Genomic DNA, 15,715 nt, shown 5'->3' on the forward strand with positions numbered 1-15,715 from the left:
AATTCTTCAACAACTTCAACCACTTGCGCTTCAGATCTCTCGTCAGCGGGAGGCGAATTCTACAGCGTTACACGCTGCTGTCAACACCTCTTTTTCAACTTCCTTTTGGCTTCGATGAACTGAAGCAACCTGCTGCCGAAAACTTCGTAACTCATTGAATCTCAAAGAGTTTTCCGTTTCAACTGCGCCGGAAGTGGGCGAATTATAGACATCTAGAATTCGCCGTCAACCCCTATTTGCAGCTTTACTCGGATTTCAGCGTAATCCGTGCAAATGCCTTCTTGCCTGCCTGGCAAACGTGAGTCGCACCCAGTACATATATAAAGGAGCGATCAACCACCTCACCATCAACACGCACACCACCGGACGCCAACAGGTCGCGCGCCGCTGCAGAGTTCTTCACCAGGCCTGCCTTATTAAGGACAGCGGCGATCGGCATGTCTTCAGCAGAAGTCAGTTCAATCTCCGGCAGATCATCTGGCAGCTCTCCATCCTTCATACGGTTGCCTGCCGCGCGATGAGCATTGGCCGCAGCCTCTTCACCATGGAAGCGCGCAACGATTTCTTCAGCCAGCTTGATTTTGACGTCACGCGGATTGGCGCCTGCTTCTACCTCAGCACGCAGCGCATTGATCTCGTCCATCGAGCGGAAGCTAAGCAGCTCGAAGTAACGCCACATCAATGCATCCGGGATCGAAACCAGTTTGCTGTACATGACGCCCGGCGCCTCCTGAATGCCGACGTAGTTGCCCAACGACTTGGACATCTTCTTCACGCCATCCAGTCCTTCAAGCAGCGGCATGGTCAGAATGCATTGAGCTTCCTGACCGTAACCACGCTGAAGCTCGCGCCCCATCAGCAAGTTGAACTTCTGATCGGTGCCGCCCAACTCAACGTCCGCACGCAAGGCCACCGAGTCGTAACCCTGAACCAGCGGATAGAGGAACTCGTGAATAGCGATCGGTTGATTGGTGGTGTAGCGCTTGTCGAAGTCATCGCGCTCAAGCATGCGAGCAACGGTGTACTGCGAAGTCAGACGGATGAAGTCCGCCGGCCCCATCTGGTCCATCCAAGTGGAGTTGAAGGCAACTTCAGTTTTCGCCGGATCGAGAATCTTGAACACCTGAGTCTTATAAGTCTCGGCGTTTTCCAGGACTTGCTCACGGGTCAACGGTGGGCGCGTGGCGCTCTTGCCGCTCGGATCACCGATCATCCCGGTGAAGTCACCGATAAGGAAGATCACTTGATGCCCCAGCTCCTGGAACTGGCGCAGCTTATTAATAAGCACCGTGTGACCCAAGTGCAGATCCGGAGCGGTCGGATCGAAACCAGCCTTGATACGCAGCGGTTGGCCGCGCTTGAGCTTCTCGATCAGCTCGGACTCGACCAATAGTTCTTCCGCACCACGTTTAATCAGCGCTAGCTGCTCTTCAACCGACTTCATAACAGACCCGCAAGGCTCAGATTCAAAGGGAACCAACCATACAAGATCGTGCACCAATTACAAGTTTTGCCCGGCGCACGGACACCAATCCACAAACGCGCTGTCTGTAGACTTGCTTAAGAGATGATTTGGTTATATTTTATACAGTTATTTCATCTTCATCATGTCATTCATCTTTTCCAATTCATCATATTTCAAAGTCAAAACTACTTATGACCACAGAACCGTCTAAAGCGCCTCCGCTTTACCCGAAGACCCACCTGCTCGCTGCAAGTGGAATCGCTGCCCTTCTCAGTCTGGCGCTCCTGGTATTCCCTTCCAGTGATGTTGAAGCCAAAAAGACGACCCTGAGTCTTGAACTGGAAAGTCCTGCTGAACAACTGACACAAGATCAAGACGCTGCTGACGCCGCTCAAGCCACAAATGAGCCTGTCAGCTCGCCATTTGCACAAATCGAAAACACTGACGAAAACGCTCCGCAAACCGCTGAAACCGAGCCGGCACCTGCCCCGGCTGCAGAGAAAGCCAAGGCTGCCAGCCATCGCGAAGTCGTCGTCGCCAAGGGTGATACGCTGTCCACTTTGTTTGAAAAGGTCGGTCTGCCCGCCGCTTCCGTTCACGAAGTATTGGCCAGCGATAAACAAGCCAAACAGTTCAGCCAACTTAAGCACGGCCAGAAGCTCGAATTCGAATTGAACCCGGAAGGCCAACTGACCAGCCTGCACAGCAAGGTCAGCGACGTCGAAACCATTACCCTGACCAGGAATGACAAGGGTTATGCCTTCAATCGGGTTACCACTAAACCAACCGTACGCACCGCTTACGTACACGGCGTGATCAACAGCTCGCTGTCCCAGTCCGCCGCCCGCGCTGGCCTCTCGCACAGCATGACCATGGACATGGCCAGCGTGTTTGGTTACGACGTCGACTTCGCTCAGGACATCCGTCAGGGCGACGAATTCGACGTGATCTATGAGCAAAAAGTGGTCAACGGCAAAGCCGTCGGCACTGGCCCGATCCTCTCAGCACGCTTTACCAACCGCGGCAAGACCTACACCGCCGTGCGTTACACCAACAAACAAGGCAACAGCAGCTACTACACCGCTGACGGCAACAGCATGCGCAAGGCGTTCATCCGTACGCCGGTGGACTTCGCCCGTATCAGCTCGAAGTTCTCCATGGGCCGCAAACACCCGATCCTCAACAAGATCCGCGCCCACAAAGGCGTCGACTACGCAGCACCACGCGGCACGCCTATCAAGGCTGCCGGCGACGGTAAAGTACTGCTGGCCGGCCGCCGCGGCGGTTACGGCAACACCGTGATCATCCAGCACGGCAACACTTACCGTACCCTTTACGGCCACATGCAAGGCTTCGCTAAGGGCGTGAAAACCGGCGGTACCGTCAAGCAGGGCCAGGTGATCGGCTATATCGGCACCACCGGCCTGTCCACTGGCCCGCACTTGCACTATGAGTTCCAGGTCAACGGCGTCCACGTCGATCCGCTGGGCCAGAAGCTGCCAATGGCTGACCCCATCGCCAAAGCCGAGCGTGCTCGCTTCCTCGCGCAGAGCCAACCGCTGATGGCGCGCATGGATCAAGAGAAGGCCACCATGCTGGCTTCGAGCAAGCGTTAAGCCATGGCCCTTTATATCGGTGTGATGTCCGGAACCAGCCTCGACGGTCTGGACATTGCTCTGATTGAGCAGACCTCGGCGATCAAACTGATCGCCACGCACTACATTCCCATGCCTGAATCCCTGCGCGCCGAGCTGCTTGGCTTGTGCGCCAGCGGCCCCGACGAAATCGCCCGTTCGGCGATTGCCCAGCAACACTGGGTGAAGCTCGCCGCGCAGGGTATTCATACCCTCCTCGACCTGCAGCAACTCAAACCCGAAGCCATTCGTGCGATCGGCAGCCACGGCCAGACCATTCGCCACGAACCGGCGCGCGGCTTCACGGTGCAGATCGGCAACCCTGCCCTGCTCACCGAGTTGACCGGCATTACCGTGGTCAGCGACTTCCGCAGCCGCGATGTCGCTGCCGGCGGCCAGGGTGCGCCGCTGGTTCCGGCCTTCCATGAAGCTTTGTTCGAAGAGCGTACCGGTAACCAGGCAGTCTTGAATGTCGGCGGTTTCAGCAATCTCAGTCTGATAGAGCCGACCAAGCCTGTAGCCGGTTTCGACTGTGGCCCTGGGAATGTTCTGATGGACGCCTGGATTCAGCAGCAGCGCGGTGAAAACTACGACCGTAATGGCGACTGGGCGAGATCAGGGGCTGTTGAGCCAACCCTGTTGCAGGCGCTGCTCAGCGATCCATTCTTCGTCACCAAAGGCCCGAAAAGCACCGGTCGCGAAGTGTTCAACCTGCCTTGGCTGGAGCAACACTTGTCACGGTTGCCGGCCTTCGCTGCGGAAAACGTGCAGGCCACGCTGCTTGAACTGACTGCGCTGACCATCATCGAGTCGCTGCAAAGCGCTCAGTCCGACACCCAAGAGTTGTTGGTCTGTGGCGGCGGCGCGCATAACGCCACATTGATGAAGCGCTTGGCCGCCCTGCTGCCTAACGCAACCGTAGCCAGCACTGCCACTCACGGCGTCGATCCGGACTGGGTCGAAGCCATGGCCTTCGCCTGGCTCGCTCATTGCTGCCTCGAAGGCATCGCCGCCAACCGCCCGAGCGTCACCGGCGCTCGCGGTCTTCGCGTCTTGGGCGCCATCTACCCGGCCTGATCAAACCGCACACAGCAAAACGCCGCAGAACCGAAAGGCTCTGCGGCGTTTTGTTATCTGAAACGAAGAGGCGTCAGATCGAGAACGAAGAACCGCAACCACAGGTCGTGGTGGCGTTCGGGTTCTTGATCACGAAGCGCGAACCTTCCAGACCTTCCTGGTAATCCACTTCAGCACCGGCCAGGTACTGGAAGCTCATCGGATCAACCACCAGACTCACGCCTTCGCGCTCGACGATGGTGTCGTCCTCGGCCACGTCTTCATCGAAGGTGAAACCGTATTGAAACCCTGAACAACCGCCGCCCGTAACGAATACGCGCAGCTTCAAGCGATCATTCCCCTCTTCATCGACCAGGCTCTTCACCTTGTGCGCGGCACCGTGGGTGAATTGCAAAGCCGTGGGGGTGAAGGATTCGACGCTCATGCTGACTATCTCCCGGCGTTACGCCGCCATAATGCGTGATGACGCGCATTATCCGCTTCTCCTAGAAAATCGGTCAACTATTGTTACGGTATATCAATAAACCCGATGAGCTGTTCAGAATGCAAAAAGGCCCGTTTGACGGGCCTTTTTGCTGCGCGGCTTAAAGTGTTACGGCAGCATACCGGCATGAGACAGACCGAAGCGCTCGTCCAGACCGAACAGGATGTTCATGTTCTGCACCGCTTGGCCCGACGCGCCTTTGACCAGGTTGTCGATCACCGACAACACCACCACCAGATCGCCATCCTGTGGACGGTGCACTGCGATGCGGCAGACATTGGCGCCACGCACGCTGCGGGTTTCCGGATGACTACCGGCTGGCATCACGTCGACGAACGGTTCGTTGGCATAACGCTTTTCGAACAGCGCCTGCAGATCCACCGAACGATCAACCACGGTCGCGTAGAGCGTGGAGTGAATACCACGAATCATCGGCGTCAGGTGCGGAACGAAGGTCAGCCCCACGTCCTTGCCCGCTGCGCGACGCAGACCCTGGCGAATTTCCGGCAGGTGACGGTGACCTTTCACCGCATAGGCCTTCATGCTTTCCGACGTCTCGGAGTACAACGAGCCTACAGCCGCACCGCGACCGGCGCCGCTGACACCGGATTTGCAGTCGGCGATCAGCATCGATGTGTTGGCCAGACCGGCTTCAAGCAAAGGCAGGAAACCCAGCTGCGTCGCAGTCGGATAGCAACCCGGCACCGCGATCAGACGAGCTTTCTTGATCTGCTCGCGATTGACTTCCGGCAGACCGTAAACCGCTTCGTCCAGCAGTTCAGGCGCGCCGTGCGGCTGGCCGTACCACTTGGCCCACTCTTCCGCGTCTTGCAGACGGAAGTCCGCCGACAGGTCGATGACCTTGGTGCCCGCTGCCAGCAGTTCGCCCGCCAGTGCGTGAGCCACACCGTGCGGCGTGGCGAAGAACACCACGTCGCAAGCGCCGAGGGTTTTGATGTCCGGCACGCTGAAGGCCAGGCCGTCGTAGTGACCGCGCAGGTTCGGGTACATATCAGCCACGGCCAGACCGGCCTCGGATCGGGAAGTGATCACAACCACTTCTGCCTGCGGATGCTGTGCCAACAGACGCAGCAATTCGACACCGGTGTAACCCGTGCCGCCGACGATACCGACCTTGACCATAACCTGCCCTCAAAGAACCCACTGGAAAGCCGTCGATAATAGGGGCCGCGCGGCCCTGCGACAACCGTCAAGGTGACGTGCGGACGCTCAAGCCTCTACTATCCGGGTACCGTGAACCTGGAATAACTAAAAATGCTCTATTTATGGATAAAAGCTTTTCACATTGTCAGCGTCGTTTGCTGGTTTGCCGGACTCTTCTACTTGCCGCGACTGTTCGTGTATCACACGCAAAGCGAAGACACGATCAGCAAAGAACGCTTCAGCGTCATGGAGCGCAAGTTGTACCGCGGCATCATGGGCCCGGCGATGATTGCCACGCTGATCTTCGGCGGCTGGCTGATCTACCTCAATCCGAGCATCTTCAGTATGGGCGGCTGGATTCACGCCAAACTGACTCTGGTCGTTTTGCTGATCGGCTACCACCACATGTGCGGCGCGCAGGTAAAACGTTTTGCCCGTGGCGAAAACACCCGCAGCCATGTCTTTTATCGCTGGTTCAATGAAGTGCCGGTTCTGATATTGCTGGCTATTGTAATTCTCGTCGTGGTCAAGCCGTTCTAACTTCAACAAGAACAGATCTTTGGGGTATTCATCATGTCGCTGCCCGCTTTGCTCGAACAACGTCTGCGTCTGCCCGTAGTGGCGGCGCCGATGTTTCTGATTTCCAACCCTGAGTTGGTGCTCGCCTGCTGCCGTAATGGCGTAGTCGGCAGTTTCCCCGCGTTGAACCAACGCGAAAGCAGCGGCTTCAAAGCGTGGCTGGAACAGATCGAAGCGGGCCTTGCGACACTGGAGAACCCCGCGCCCTACGCAGTGAACCTGATCGTACACAACAGCAATCCGCGCTTGCAGGCGGATCTGAACATCTGCGTCGAACACAAAGTGCCGATCGTCATCACCAGCCTCGGCGCGGTGAAGGAGTTGGTCGACGCGGTACACAGTTATGGTGGCCTGGTCTTCCATGACGTCACCACGCGCCGGCATGCCGAGAAAGCGGCCGAGGCCGGGGTCGATGGTTTGATCGCGGTCGCCGCCGGCGCCGGGGGCCATGCCGGTACCTGGAGTCCGTTTGCGCTGATCGCCGAGATCCGTGAGTTCTTCGACAAGACGCTATTGCTTGCAGGATGTTTGAACCACGGCCATGAGATTCTCGCCGCACAGCTGCTCGGCGCGGATTTGGCCTACTTCGGTACGCGATTTATCGGCACCACTGAAAGTCATGCGCCTGACGCTTACAAGGAGATGCTCCTGACAGCCAAGGCTGCGGACATCATTCATACTCCAGCGGTGTCAGGGGTTCCGGCCAGCTTCATGCGCCAGAGCCTGCAAGCCGCCGGTTTCGATACGGCTGCCCTGCAAGGCAAGGGCGAAGTGAATTTTGGCGACAAGCTCAAGCCGATCAATGACGAGGCCAAGGCCTGGAAGACCGTATGGTCTGCCGGTCAAGGTGTCGGGCAGATCGATGACCTGCCGAGTGTCGATCAGTTGATCGCACGACTCGACGCCGAGTATCGTCAGGCGCAGGAGCGCGCGGCACAGTTACCAAAACGCTGGCCTCGCCAATAAAAACAGGCCAGTCGCCCGTTGACTGGCCTTACACTGCTGACCTCAATCATTCGCGACAAGGATGCCTCGGCCATGAGCGACCCCCGTTACAAGATCGTTTTCGACGGTGCTCTACAGCCCGGTGTCGATATCACGACCGCCAAACTCAATCTGGCGAATCTATTCAAAAGCGATGTGGCCGCCATTGAGCGCCTCTTCAATGGCAGCGTCGTCGCCCTCAAACGTGATCTTTCCCACAGCGATGCGCAGACGTACCTGCAAGCGCTGAACAAAACCGGGATTGATGCGCGCATTGAAAATGAAACCGCCATCGAGCTGAACCTCAATGACGTCCACGAGCATGCCCCCGCCGTGGCCGAACCTGATTCTCCTTATGCACCGCCACGTGCCAGCGTCGGCGAAAGCCTGCCGGCCTTCGCAACGCTCAAGCCGTTTGGGGTCGAAGGCCGGATCGGTCGTCTGCGTTTTCTCGCCTGGACAATGGTGCTCGGCTTGGTGACGCTACCGATCGTGGGTGTGTTCGCACTGATCGCCTTGGGGCTGGTCAGCGGCGAATCGACCACTGGCTTGATCATCGGCGGGATTCTCGCCTTCTTTTTGTTCCTCGGCTTTTTCATCATCAGCATTCTGTTCAGCGTTCAACGCCTGCACGATATCGGCTGGTCGGGCTGGCTTTGGTTGCTCAACCTGGTGCCGGTGGTGGGCAGTTTCTTCCCGCTGGTGATCATGGTCGTGCCGGGCAATACCGGCGCCAACCGCTACGGCCCGCCGCCGCCACCGAACAGTACCGCGGTTAAAGTCCTGTGCTCGTTGTGGATCGTGTTCTTCGCGCTGATCTTTGTCGGTGGAATATTCGGCGGGTTCTCGGCCGTCCAGGACGAATATGAAAGCAACCTGGAAAGCAGCTACCAAAGCGGTTCAGTGACCACCGATGAAATCGACGTCGAGGTCGAACCCGCAGCGAATTCCACCGACGAGGCAGCCGAACCGGCGCAGGCCCCTGTAGACTCTGCGAAAGAATGAACAGCGCTCCCCGCCGTGACACCCGCGTCGCCGGCGCGGAGCTGTTGCGATGGAGAATTGCATGACCCGTTACGCTCTGATCACCGGCGCCTCCAGCGGCATCGGCCTGGCCATGGCCGAAGCTCTGGCCCGGCGCGGCCGCAGCCTGATTCTGGTGGCTCGACAGCGTGATCAGCTGGAAAGCATTGCGATCGAATTGACCCAGCGCTTCGGCGTCGAAGTGTTGTTCCGTGCCTGCGATCTCGGTGAGCCGTTGCGCTTGTCCGGTTTTCTGCTGGAACTGGAAGAAGGCGATCGGCAGATTGATTTGCTGGTGAACTGCGCCGGTATCGGCACCTGCGGCCCGTTCCTCGCGCAGGACTGGATGACCGAGCAGGATCTGATCGAGGTGAACATCCTCGCCCTCACCCGCCTCTGCCACGCGATCGGCAACAGCATGGCGCTGCAAGGTGGCGGGCAGATTCTCAACGTCGCTTCGGTGGCGGCGTTCAATCCCGGCCCGTGGATGAGCACTTACTTCGCCAGCAAGGCTTATGTGCTGCACTTTTCCGAAGCGTTGCGGGTCGAGCTGAAGAAGTGCGCGGTCAAGGTCTCGGTGCTCTGCCCCGGCCCGACGCGTACTGCCTTCTTCCGTACCGCACAGCTGAACACGGAAAAGCTCAACGCCAGCAACGTGCTGATGAGCCCCGAGGAAGTCGCGCTGTACACCGTGCGCGCCCTCGACAAGAACCGCGCGATCATCATTCCGGGGCGCCGCAACCGCTGGTTCGCGTTCCTGCCGCGACTGGGTTCGCGCTGGCTTAACCGCACGATTGTCGGCATGGTTAACAAAGCTTACTGCCCGCGCTGAAGCAGCATGATTCAACGCGGTACACTCGATTCAGCCCAAACAACGGAGAAAACAGTAGTGGATACTCTGTTCACCAAGATCATCAACCGGGAAATCCCGGCCAAGATCATTTACGAGGACGACCAGGTTCTGGCCTTCCACGACATCGCCCCTCAGGCACCGGTGCATTTTCTGGTGATCCCGAAGAAACCGGTGCGCACCCTCAATGACCTGACCGAAGACGACAAGGCTTTGGCCGGGCATATCCTGTTCACTGCGCAGCGTCTGGCACTGGAACTGGGTTGCGAGGACGGCTTCCGCGTGGTGATGAATTGCAATGAAAAAGGTGGTCAGACGGTTTACCACATTCATATGCATGTACTTGGTCAGCGCCAGATGAACTGGCCGCCGGGCTAAGATTCACCGACCAGGCCTGCGGCTTGTCACCTGTAGGAGCTGCCGAAGGCTGCGATCTTTTGATCTTCGAGGTAGCAAAAACAAGATCAAAAGATCGCAGCCTTCGGCAGCTCCTACATAAAGCCCCCCAGTACATCCAGCACATAAAGCGCATCCAGCGTGCCGAATGACCCAGCGCAAACCTTCCCCGGCCGATTCGGTTAAACTGACCGCCGAGATTCTTCCCGGAGGTCAGCATGACTACCCAACGTCACTACTCGCCGATTGACCGTCTTCTGCTGCAAGCCGATGCCGCGATGCGTACCCTGCTGCCCTCCAGTGGCCAGCCGTACCGTCCGTCGCCAGCGATCTTGCAGCCGGACACGCAGATGAGCGACGAGGACACCCGCCACGTCGCCGGTCTGATGCGCATCAACCACACCGGTGAAGTCTGCGCCCAGGCGTTGTATCAAGGGCAAGCATTGACCGCCAAGCTGCCGCAAGTGCGCGCAGCCATGGAGCACGCGGCTGAAGAAGAGATTGATCATCTGGTCTGGTGCGAACAGCGCATTCACCAGTTGGGCAGCCATACCAGTGTGCTCAATCCGCTGTTTTACGGGATGTCGTTCGGGATTGGTGCGGTGGCCGGGTTGATCAGCGACAAAGTGAGTCTGGGCTTTGTGGCGGCGACGGAGCACCAGGTGTGTAAACACTTGAATGAACATCTGGAGCAATTGCCGGCGGAGGACGAGAAGTCCCGGGCGATTCTGGAGCAGATGCGTATTGATGAAGAGCATCATGCGGAGAGTGCGCTGGAGGCTGGAGGGTTTCGTTTTCCGGCGCCGGTGAAGTTCGGGATGAGTATTTTGGCTAAGGTGATGACCAAGAGTACTTATCGGATTTGAAGTGTGATTGTGTGTTGCTGCGTTGGGCCTCTTCGCGAGCAAGCTTTGCTCCTACAAGGGGGTTATGGCAGACATGAAAAAGGCGACCGAGAGGTCGCCTTTTTTTGTGTGCGGGAATCTTAGGTCGGCATGTTGCGCGCGTAGAAGATTTCCAGCATTTCGTGTTTCACCCGGTCGGTCACCTGAGCACGCTGCTCGGAGGACAGGCTGCTGGTCGCGTCGCCGAACAGGTAGTTATCCAGTTCGAAGTTCTTCAGCAGCATTTTGGTGTGGAACAGGTTTTCCTGGTACACGTTCACGTCGGTCATCTGGTACGCGTCGCGAGTGTCTTCGGAGAGGTAGTTCTGGATCGAGTTGATCTCGTGGTCGATGAAGTGCTTGTTGCCTTCAACGTCACGGGTGAAGCCGCGCACACGATAATCCACAGTCACGATGTCCGAATCGAACTGGTGAATGAGGAAATTGAGCGCTTTCAGCGGTGAGATGACACCACACGTCGACACGTCGATGTCCACACGGAACGTGGCAATACCGTCGTCCGGATGAATTTCCGGATAGGTGTGCACCGTGATGTGGCTCTTGTCGAGGTGGGCCAGGATAATTTCGGGCAACGGGCCCGGCGATTCTTCGATCTGGCTGTCGGTCGGGGTGACCGGCTCTTCAGAGATCAGAATCGTGACGCTGGCGCCCTGGGGTTCATAGTCCTGACTCGCGATGTTCAGGATGTTGGCACCAATGATATCGACAACTTCCGTGAGGATCTGCGTCAGACGTTTCGCGTTGTACTCTTTATTGATGTACTCGACGTACGCCTGCTGGTCTTGCGGGGTTTCCGCGTAGCAGATGTCATAGATGTTGAAGCTCAAGGTCTTTGTCAGGTTATTGAACCCGTGGAGCTTGAGTTTGCTTTTCACCGTTAAAAACTCTCTATGTATGCGGCGCAGCCGCGTGATCAAGCATGCCCGTCAAGTGCGAACAACGCACCTGCGTAGGACGGTTAACACCTCTTCGCGATGGCGATTTTGGTTATCTGTTCAGGCGGATGACCCGTCGGTTGACCGATCACTGCCCTGAAAAAAGTGGCGCATTATGCAGACGTCAGCGGGGGATCGCCAGAGTCTGCACTGCTTTTATGATAGTTGAATGTCGCTTCAACCGAGTTCGACGATTTCGTAATCGTGGGTGATGGCCACGCCAGCGGCGCCGAGCATGATCGAGGCCGAGCAATATTTCTCGGCGGACAGTTCGATCGCGCGTTTGACCTGGGCTTCTTTCAAGCCACGGCCCTTGACCACGAAGTGCATGTGAATCTTGGTGAACACTTTCGGATCTTCGGTCGCGCGTTCGGCTTCAAGAAAGGCTTCGCAGCTTTCCACGGCCTGACGCGACTTCTTCAGAATGCTGACCACGTCGAAATTGCTGCAACCGCCCACACCGAGCAGGAGCATTTCCATCGGGCGAACACCCAGGTTACGACCACCGGCGTCCGGCGGTCCGTCCATCACCACGACATGACCGCTGCCGGATTCGCCGAGGAACATGGCTTCGCCAGCCCATTGGATGCGTGCCTTCATCGCCAAGACTCCACTGTAGAAAAAAGGGTCGCCAGCTTAGCACGGGCATTGTGCCGTCAGCGCGCGTCGTTCCTAGGACGGATGCGTCTACGACGTAGGTAATTTCTCGAATTTGCGACGAAGTGTCTGTTAAGCTGGCGCCAATTCGCTGGCGCCCATGCCAGCTGTGCAGCGACCGCCTTCAGCGCCTCATAAAAAAACCAAACATCACCGTGCAGTCTTTTCGGGATACAACCATGGTTGCTATTACCCCCACACCCAAAATCAAGAACCTCGACAAGCTGCTGATGCATTGTCAGCGCCGTCGTCATGCGGCCAAGAGCAACATCATCTGCGCCGGCGACCGTTCCGATACGTTGTATTTCATCATCAAGGGTTCGGTGACGATCCTGATCGAAGATGACGACGGTCGCGAAATGATCATCGCCTACCTGAACGCCGGGGATTTCTTCGGTGAACTGGGTCTGTTCGAACACGCCGGGCAGGAGCAAGAACGCAGCGCCTGGGTGCGCGCCAAGGTTGAATGCGAGATCGCGGAAATCAGCTACACCAAGTTCCGCGAATTATCGCAGCAGGATCCAGACATTCTTTACGTCCTCAGCGGACAAATCGCACAACGTCTGCGCAACACCACACGCAAAGTCGGCGATCTGGCGTTCTTTGACGTGACCGGTCGCGTAGCGCGTTGCCTGCTGGAGTTGTGCAAACAGCCAGACGCAATGACCCACCCGGACGGCATGCAGATCAAGGTGACGCGTCAGGAAATCGGCCGGATTGTCGGCTGTTCACGGGAGATGGTCGGTCGCGTGCTCAAGGATCTTGAGGAACGCAACCTGGTCGATGTGAAAGGCAAAACCATGGTGGTCTTCGGTACGCGTTAAGCCCGTAACTCAGACGCTGTACATCTGCGCCAGCATCAGACGAAACAGCTCATCGAGACGCGCCAAGGCCTGTGGCGCGTTGAATTTTTCATGCAAAGCGATGTGGCTTTGCGCCCTCACCCGCTGCTCCAGGCCACACGCTTCGTTGAAGCGATTGACCGCCGCGACCATCGATTCGCGCTCGTCATCCATCAGCATCGCCCCGTGCACCAGACCGACCGGACGCTGTCCGCCCTGACTCTGGCGCCAGCGCTGGGCGGTGCCGACCATTTTGCGACCGCCGAGATTGACGTTGAAGCGGCCGTCGCAGAATGCGCCGTCGATTTCGCCTAACGATGACGTGCCGCCCAACTCATCGAGCAACTGACAGATCGGATCGCAGAGGCGGTGGTAACCGGTTTCGATGCGGTTCAGGTCGCCTTCGCTGCGCGGTGGTGCGTAAACCAACGCGATGTTGATGGTGGCGGCGGATTGCGGGACGGGTTCGCCGCCGGTTTCACGCAGCAGGACGGGCCAGCCGGCGGCGGCGGAGACTTCGCAGGCGTGGTCGAATGCGGGCAGACGATTGAGGCGGCGTGGCATGACCAACGCGCGATCGCTGGGTTGCCAGAAGAGAAGGCCGAATTCGGAGTCGCCGGCGCAGACCGAGGCCAGCAAGTCTTGTTCGGCCTGGAGGCCGGCTTCGATGGTCAGGGGGGTTGGCAGCGACATGGAGAACTCCGGCAGATCGAAAATCTTCGGGAAATTTGAAGGCCCTTTCGCGAGCAAGCCCGCTCCCACAGGGGAAATGCATTCCAAATGTGGGAGCGGGCTTGCTCGCGAAGGGGTCGACTCGGTCTAACGGCAATCAGTCGAGGGTCGAACCGCTGATCGAGGTGCCACGCTCCGGGAAGAACAGGCGCTGCAGTTCAGTGCCCGGGTTTTCCGCGCGCATGAATGCTTCGCCGACCAGGAACGAATACACGTCGCTGATTTCCATCAACTCGACATCGGCACGGTTGAGGATTCCGCTCTCGGTGATCACCAACCGGTCGCGCGGAATACGCGGCAACAGGTCGAGCGTCACTTCGAGGCTGACGTCGAAGGTGTGCAGGTTACGGTTGTTGACCCCGACCAACGGCGTGTCGAGGGTTTTCAACGCGCGCTCCAGCTCATCACCGTCGTGCACTTCAACCAACACATCGAGACCGACGCTTTTGGCGACAGCGGCCAGCTCGGCCATTTTCACGTCATCCAGTGCGGAGACGATCAACAGCACGCAGTCGGCGCCCAACGCGCGGGCTTCGACGATCTGGTACGGATCGATCATGAAGTCCTTGCGGATCACCGGCAGGCTGCACGCGGCACGCGCCTGTTGCAGATAAGCATCGGCGCCCTGGAAGTAATCGATGTCGGTCAGCACGGACAGGCAGGTCGCCCCGCCCTTCTCGTAGCTTTTGGCGATGTCGGCCGGAACGAAGTTCTCGCGGATCACGCCTTTGCTCGGTGAAGCCTTTTTGATTTCGGCAATCACCGCTGGCTGCTTTTTCTTCGCTTGCGCCAGCAGCGCGTTGGCGAAACCGCGGGGTGCATCGGCCGCCTTGGCCAGACTTTCCAGCTCGCTCAGGCTGACGCGGGCGCTACGCTCGGCAACTTCCTGAACTTTGCGGGCCAGAATGTTTTCCAGAACCGTCGGTACACTCATCCCTCATTCTCCACTCTGAATACCGCGGTAAAGGCACCCAGCTCCTCGAGTTTTTCCCGAGCGAGGCCGGTGTGCAAAGCGTCGTGCGCGAGCTCCACGCCCTGTTTCAAACTGCTCGCCACGTCGGCGGCGTACAGCGCGGCACCGGCGTTGAGCACAATCATTTCGGCGGCTTTCTGGCCGTTCTCGGTTTTGCGCTTGCCGAGGGCATCGCGGATCAGCGCCAGCGATGCTTCCGGGCCGTCGACCGACAGACCGTGCAGACTCTGGCTCTTCATGCCGAGATCTTCCGGCTCGACCCAATACTCAGTGATTTCGTTGTTCTTCAGCTCGGCGACAAAGGTCGGCGCGGCGAGGCTGAACTCGTCCAGACCGTCCTTCGAATGCACCACCAGCACGTGCTTGCTGCCCAGACGCTGCAACACTTCGGCCAATGGCCGGCACAGTGCCTTGTTGAACACGCCCACTACCTGATGCTTAACACCGGCCGGATTCGTAAGCGGGCCGAGCATGTTGAACAACGTACGCAGGCCGAGATCGCGGCGCGGGCCGGCGGCATACTTCATGGCTTTGTGGTGAGTCTGAGCGAACATGAAACCGATGCCGACGTTGTCGATGCAACGCGCAACCTGCACCGGCGTCAGGTTCAGATAAATGCCGGCGGCTTCGAGCAAGTCGGCGCTGCCGCTTTTACCCGAGACCGCGCGGTTGCCGTGTTTGGCCACAGTGCAACCGGCTGCCGCGACGACGAACGAAGAAGCCGTCGACACGTTAAAGATGTTCGCACCGTCACCGCCGGTGCCGACCACATCGACCACGCCGTCGAGGGTTTTCAGTTCGACCTGATCGGCCAACTCACGCATCACCGACACAGCGCCGACGATCTCGTCGATGCTCTCGCTCTTCATGCGCATGGCCATCATGAACGCGCCGATCTGCGCGTCGCTGCATTGGCCGGTCATGATTTCGCGCATCACATCGCGCATTTCATCGGTGCTGAGATCGAGGTGCTCGACGATACGGCTCAGGGCTGACTTGATATTCATGGGAAGTC

At 58.2% G+C, this 15,715-nt stretch carries 17 protein-coding genes; 9 read left to right on the forward strand and 8 right to left on the reverse strand.

What is annotated here, in order from left to right; all coding sequences use genetic code 11:
• Positions 1 to 244 precede the first annotated feature (244 nt).
• Positions 245 to 1,444: a tyrosine--tRNA ligase gene (gene tyrS / locus GVL50_RS19750; RefSeq protein WP_159814830.1), complete on the reverse strand. Its 1,200-nt coding sequence runs from the start codon at positions 1,442 to 1,444 to the stop codon at positions 245 to 247.
• Between the two features lie 212 nt (positions 1,445 to 1,656).
• Between tyrS and GVL50_RS19760 the strand changes: the two genes are divergently transcribed.
• Entirely contained in the window at positions 1,657 to 3,081 is a 1,425-nt protein-coding gene (locus GVL50_RS19760) for a peptidoglycan DD-metalloendopeptidase family protein (RefSeq protein WP_159814831.1), read from the forward strand.
• A gap of 3 nt (positions 3,082 to 3,084) precedes the next feature.
• On the forward strand, positions 3,085 to 4,176 hold the full coding sequence (locus GVL50_RS19765; RefSeq protein ID WP_159814832.1) for an anhydro-N-acetylmuramic acid kinase: 1,092 nt from the start codon (positions 3,085 to 3,087) through the stop codon (positions 4,174 to 4,176).
• Between the two features lie 73 nt (positions 4,177 to 4,249).
• Here the strand turns inward: GVL50_RS19765 and erpA are convergent, their stop codons facing one another.
• Positions 4,250 to 4,600: an iron-sulfur cluster insertion protein ErpA gene (gene erpA / locus GVL50_RS19770; protein WP_008077999.1), complete on the reverse strand. Its 351-nt coding sequence runs from the start codon at positions 4,598 to 4,600 to the stop codon at positions 4,250 to 4,252.
• Between the two features lie 168 nt (positions 4,601 to 4,768).
• A complete protein-coding gene (gene argC / locus GVL50_RS19775; protein WP_053124345.1) occupies positions 4,769 to 5,803 on the reverse strand; it encodes an N-acetyl-gamma-glutamyl-phosphate reductase in 1,035 nt (344 codons plus the stop codon).
• A 132-nt stretch (positions 5,804 to 5,935) separates the two neighbouring features.
• On the opposite strand from argC, the gene hemJ reads away from it, so the two are divergent.
• The 6 genes from hemJ (at position 5,936) to coq7 (ending at position 10,522) form a co-directional block, all read left to right on the forward strand.
• A complete protein-coding gene (gene hemJ, locus GVL50_RS19780; RefSeq protein WP_159814833.1) occupies positions 5,936 to 6,364 on the forward strand; it encodes a protoporphyrinogen oxidase HemJ in 429 nt (142 codons plus the stop codon).
• A 33-nt stretch (positions 6,365 to 6,397) separates the two neighbouring features.
• Entirely contained in the window at positions 6,398 to 7,369 is a 972-nt protein-coding gene (locus GVL50_RS19785; RefSeq protein ID WP_159814834.1) for a nitronate monooxygenase family protein, read from the forward strand.
• A 72-nt stretch (positions 7,370 to 7,441) separates the two neighbouring features.
• Positions 7,442 to 8,392, forward strand: coding sequence for a DUF805 domain-containing protein (locus GVL50_RS19790; RefSeq protein ID WP_159814835.1), 951 nt, complete (start codon positions 7,442 to 7,444; stop codon positions 8,390 to 8,392).
• 61 nt (positions 8,393 to 8,453) lie between these two features.
• Positions 8,454 to 9,242, forward strand: a complete 789-nt coding sequence (locus tag GVL50_RS19795; RefSeq protein ID WP_053124351.1) for an SDR family oxidoreductase — start codon at positions 8,454 to 8,456, stop codon at positions 9,240 to 9,242.
• 57 nt (positions 9,243 to 9,299) lie between these two features.
• Positions 9,300 to 9,638 carry a histidine triad nucleotide-binding protein gene (locus GVL50_RS19800; protein ID WP_053124353.1) on the forward strand — a complete coding sequence of 113 codons (339 nt, stop codon included), beginning with the start codon at positions 9,300 to 9,302 and terminating at the stop codon, positions 9,636 to 9,638.
• Positions 9,639 to 9,874: 236 nt separating this feature from the next.
• On the forward strand, positions 9,875 to 10,522 hold the full coding sequence (gene coq7, locus GVL50_RS19805) for a 2-polyprenyl-3-methyl-6-methoxy-1,4-benzoquinone monooxygenase (protein WP_053124355.1): 648 nt from the start codon (positions 9,875 to 9,877) through the stop codon (positions 10,520 to 10,522).
• A gap of 119 nt (positions 10,523 to 10,641) precedes the next feature.
• Here coq7 and speD read toward each other — a convergent pair whose 3' ends face one another.
• Together speD and GVL50_RS19815 are read right to left on the reverse strand one after the other, a co-directional pair.
• Entirely contained in the window at positions 10,642 to 11,436 is a 795-nt protein-coding gene (speD, locus tag GVL50_RS19810; protein ID WP_053124357.1) for an adenosylmethionine decarboxylase, read from the reverse strand.
• A 237-nt stretch (positions 11,437 to 11,673) separates the two neighbouring features.
• The gene (locus GVL50_RS19815; protein WP_003228794.1) at positions 11,674 to 12,096 is read right to left on the reverse strand and encodes an OsmC family protein; all 423 of its coding nucleotides are present in this window, start codon (positions 12,094 to 12,096) and stop codon (positions 11,674 to 11,676) included.
• Positions 12,097 to 12,332: 236 nt separating this feature from the next.
• Here GVL50_RS19815 and crp point away from each other — a divergent pair, with 236 nt between their 5' ends.
• Entirely contained in the window at positions 12,333 to 12,977 is a 645-nt protein-coding gene (crp, locus tag GVL50_RS19820) for a cAMP-activated global transcriptional regulator CRP (RefSeq protein WP_159814836.1), read from the forward strand.
• Positions 12,978 to 12,986: 9 nt separating this feature from the next.
• Here the strand turns inward: crp and GVL50_RS19825 are convergent, their stop codons facing one another.
• The 3 genes from GVL50_RS19825 to trpD all read right to left on the reverse strand — a co-directional run bounded on the left by GVL50_RS19825 (position 12,987) and on the right by trpD (position 15,707).
• Positions 12,987 to 13,688 carry a lipoate--protein ligase family protein gene (locus tag GVL50_RS19825; protein WP_159814837.1) on the reverse strand — a complete coding sequence of 234 codons (702 nt, stop codon included), beginning with the start codon at positions 13,686 to 13,688 and terminating at the stop codon, positions 12,987 to 12,989.
• 136 nt (positions 13,689 to 13,824) lie between these two features.
• Complete coding sequence (gene trpC, locus GVL50_RS19830; RefSeq protein ID WP_053124365.1) at positions 13,825 to 14,661, reverse strand: indole-3-glycerol phosphate synthase TrpC; 837 nt, start codon at positions 14,659 to 14,661, stop codon at positions 13,825 to 13,827.
• Positions 14,658 to 15,707 (reverse strand): anthranilate phosphoribosyltransferase, encoded by a 1,050-nt coding sequence (trpD, locus tag GVL50_RS19835; RefSeq protein ID WP_159814838.1) that lies wholly within the window; start codon positions 15,705 to 15,707, stop codon positions 14,658 to 14,660. Before trpD ends, trpC begins: the two co-directional genes overlap by 4 nt.
• Between the last annotated feature and the right edge of the window lie 8 nt (positions 15,708 to 15,715).

Source organism: Pseudomonas sp. 18058 (assembly GCF_902706155.1).
In the GTDB taxonomy this organism is placed as follows: Bacteria; Pseudomonadota; Gammaproteobacteria; order Pseudomonadales; family Pseudomonadaceae; genus Aquipseudomonas; species Aquipseudomonas rustica.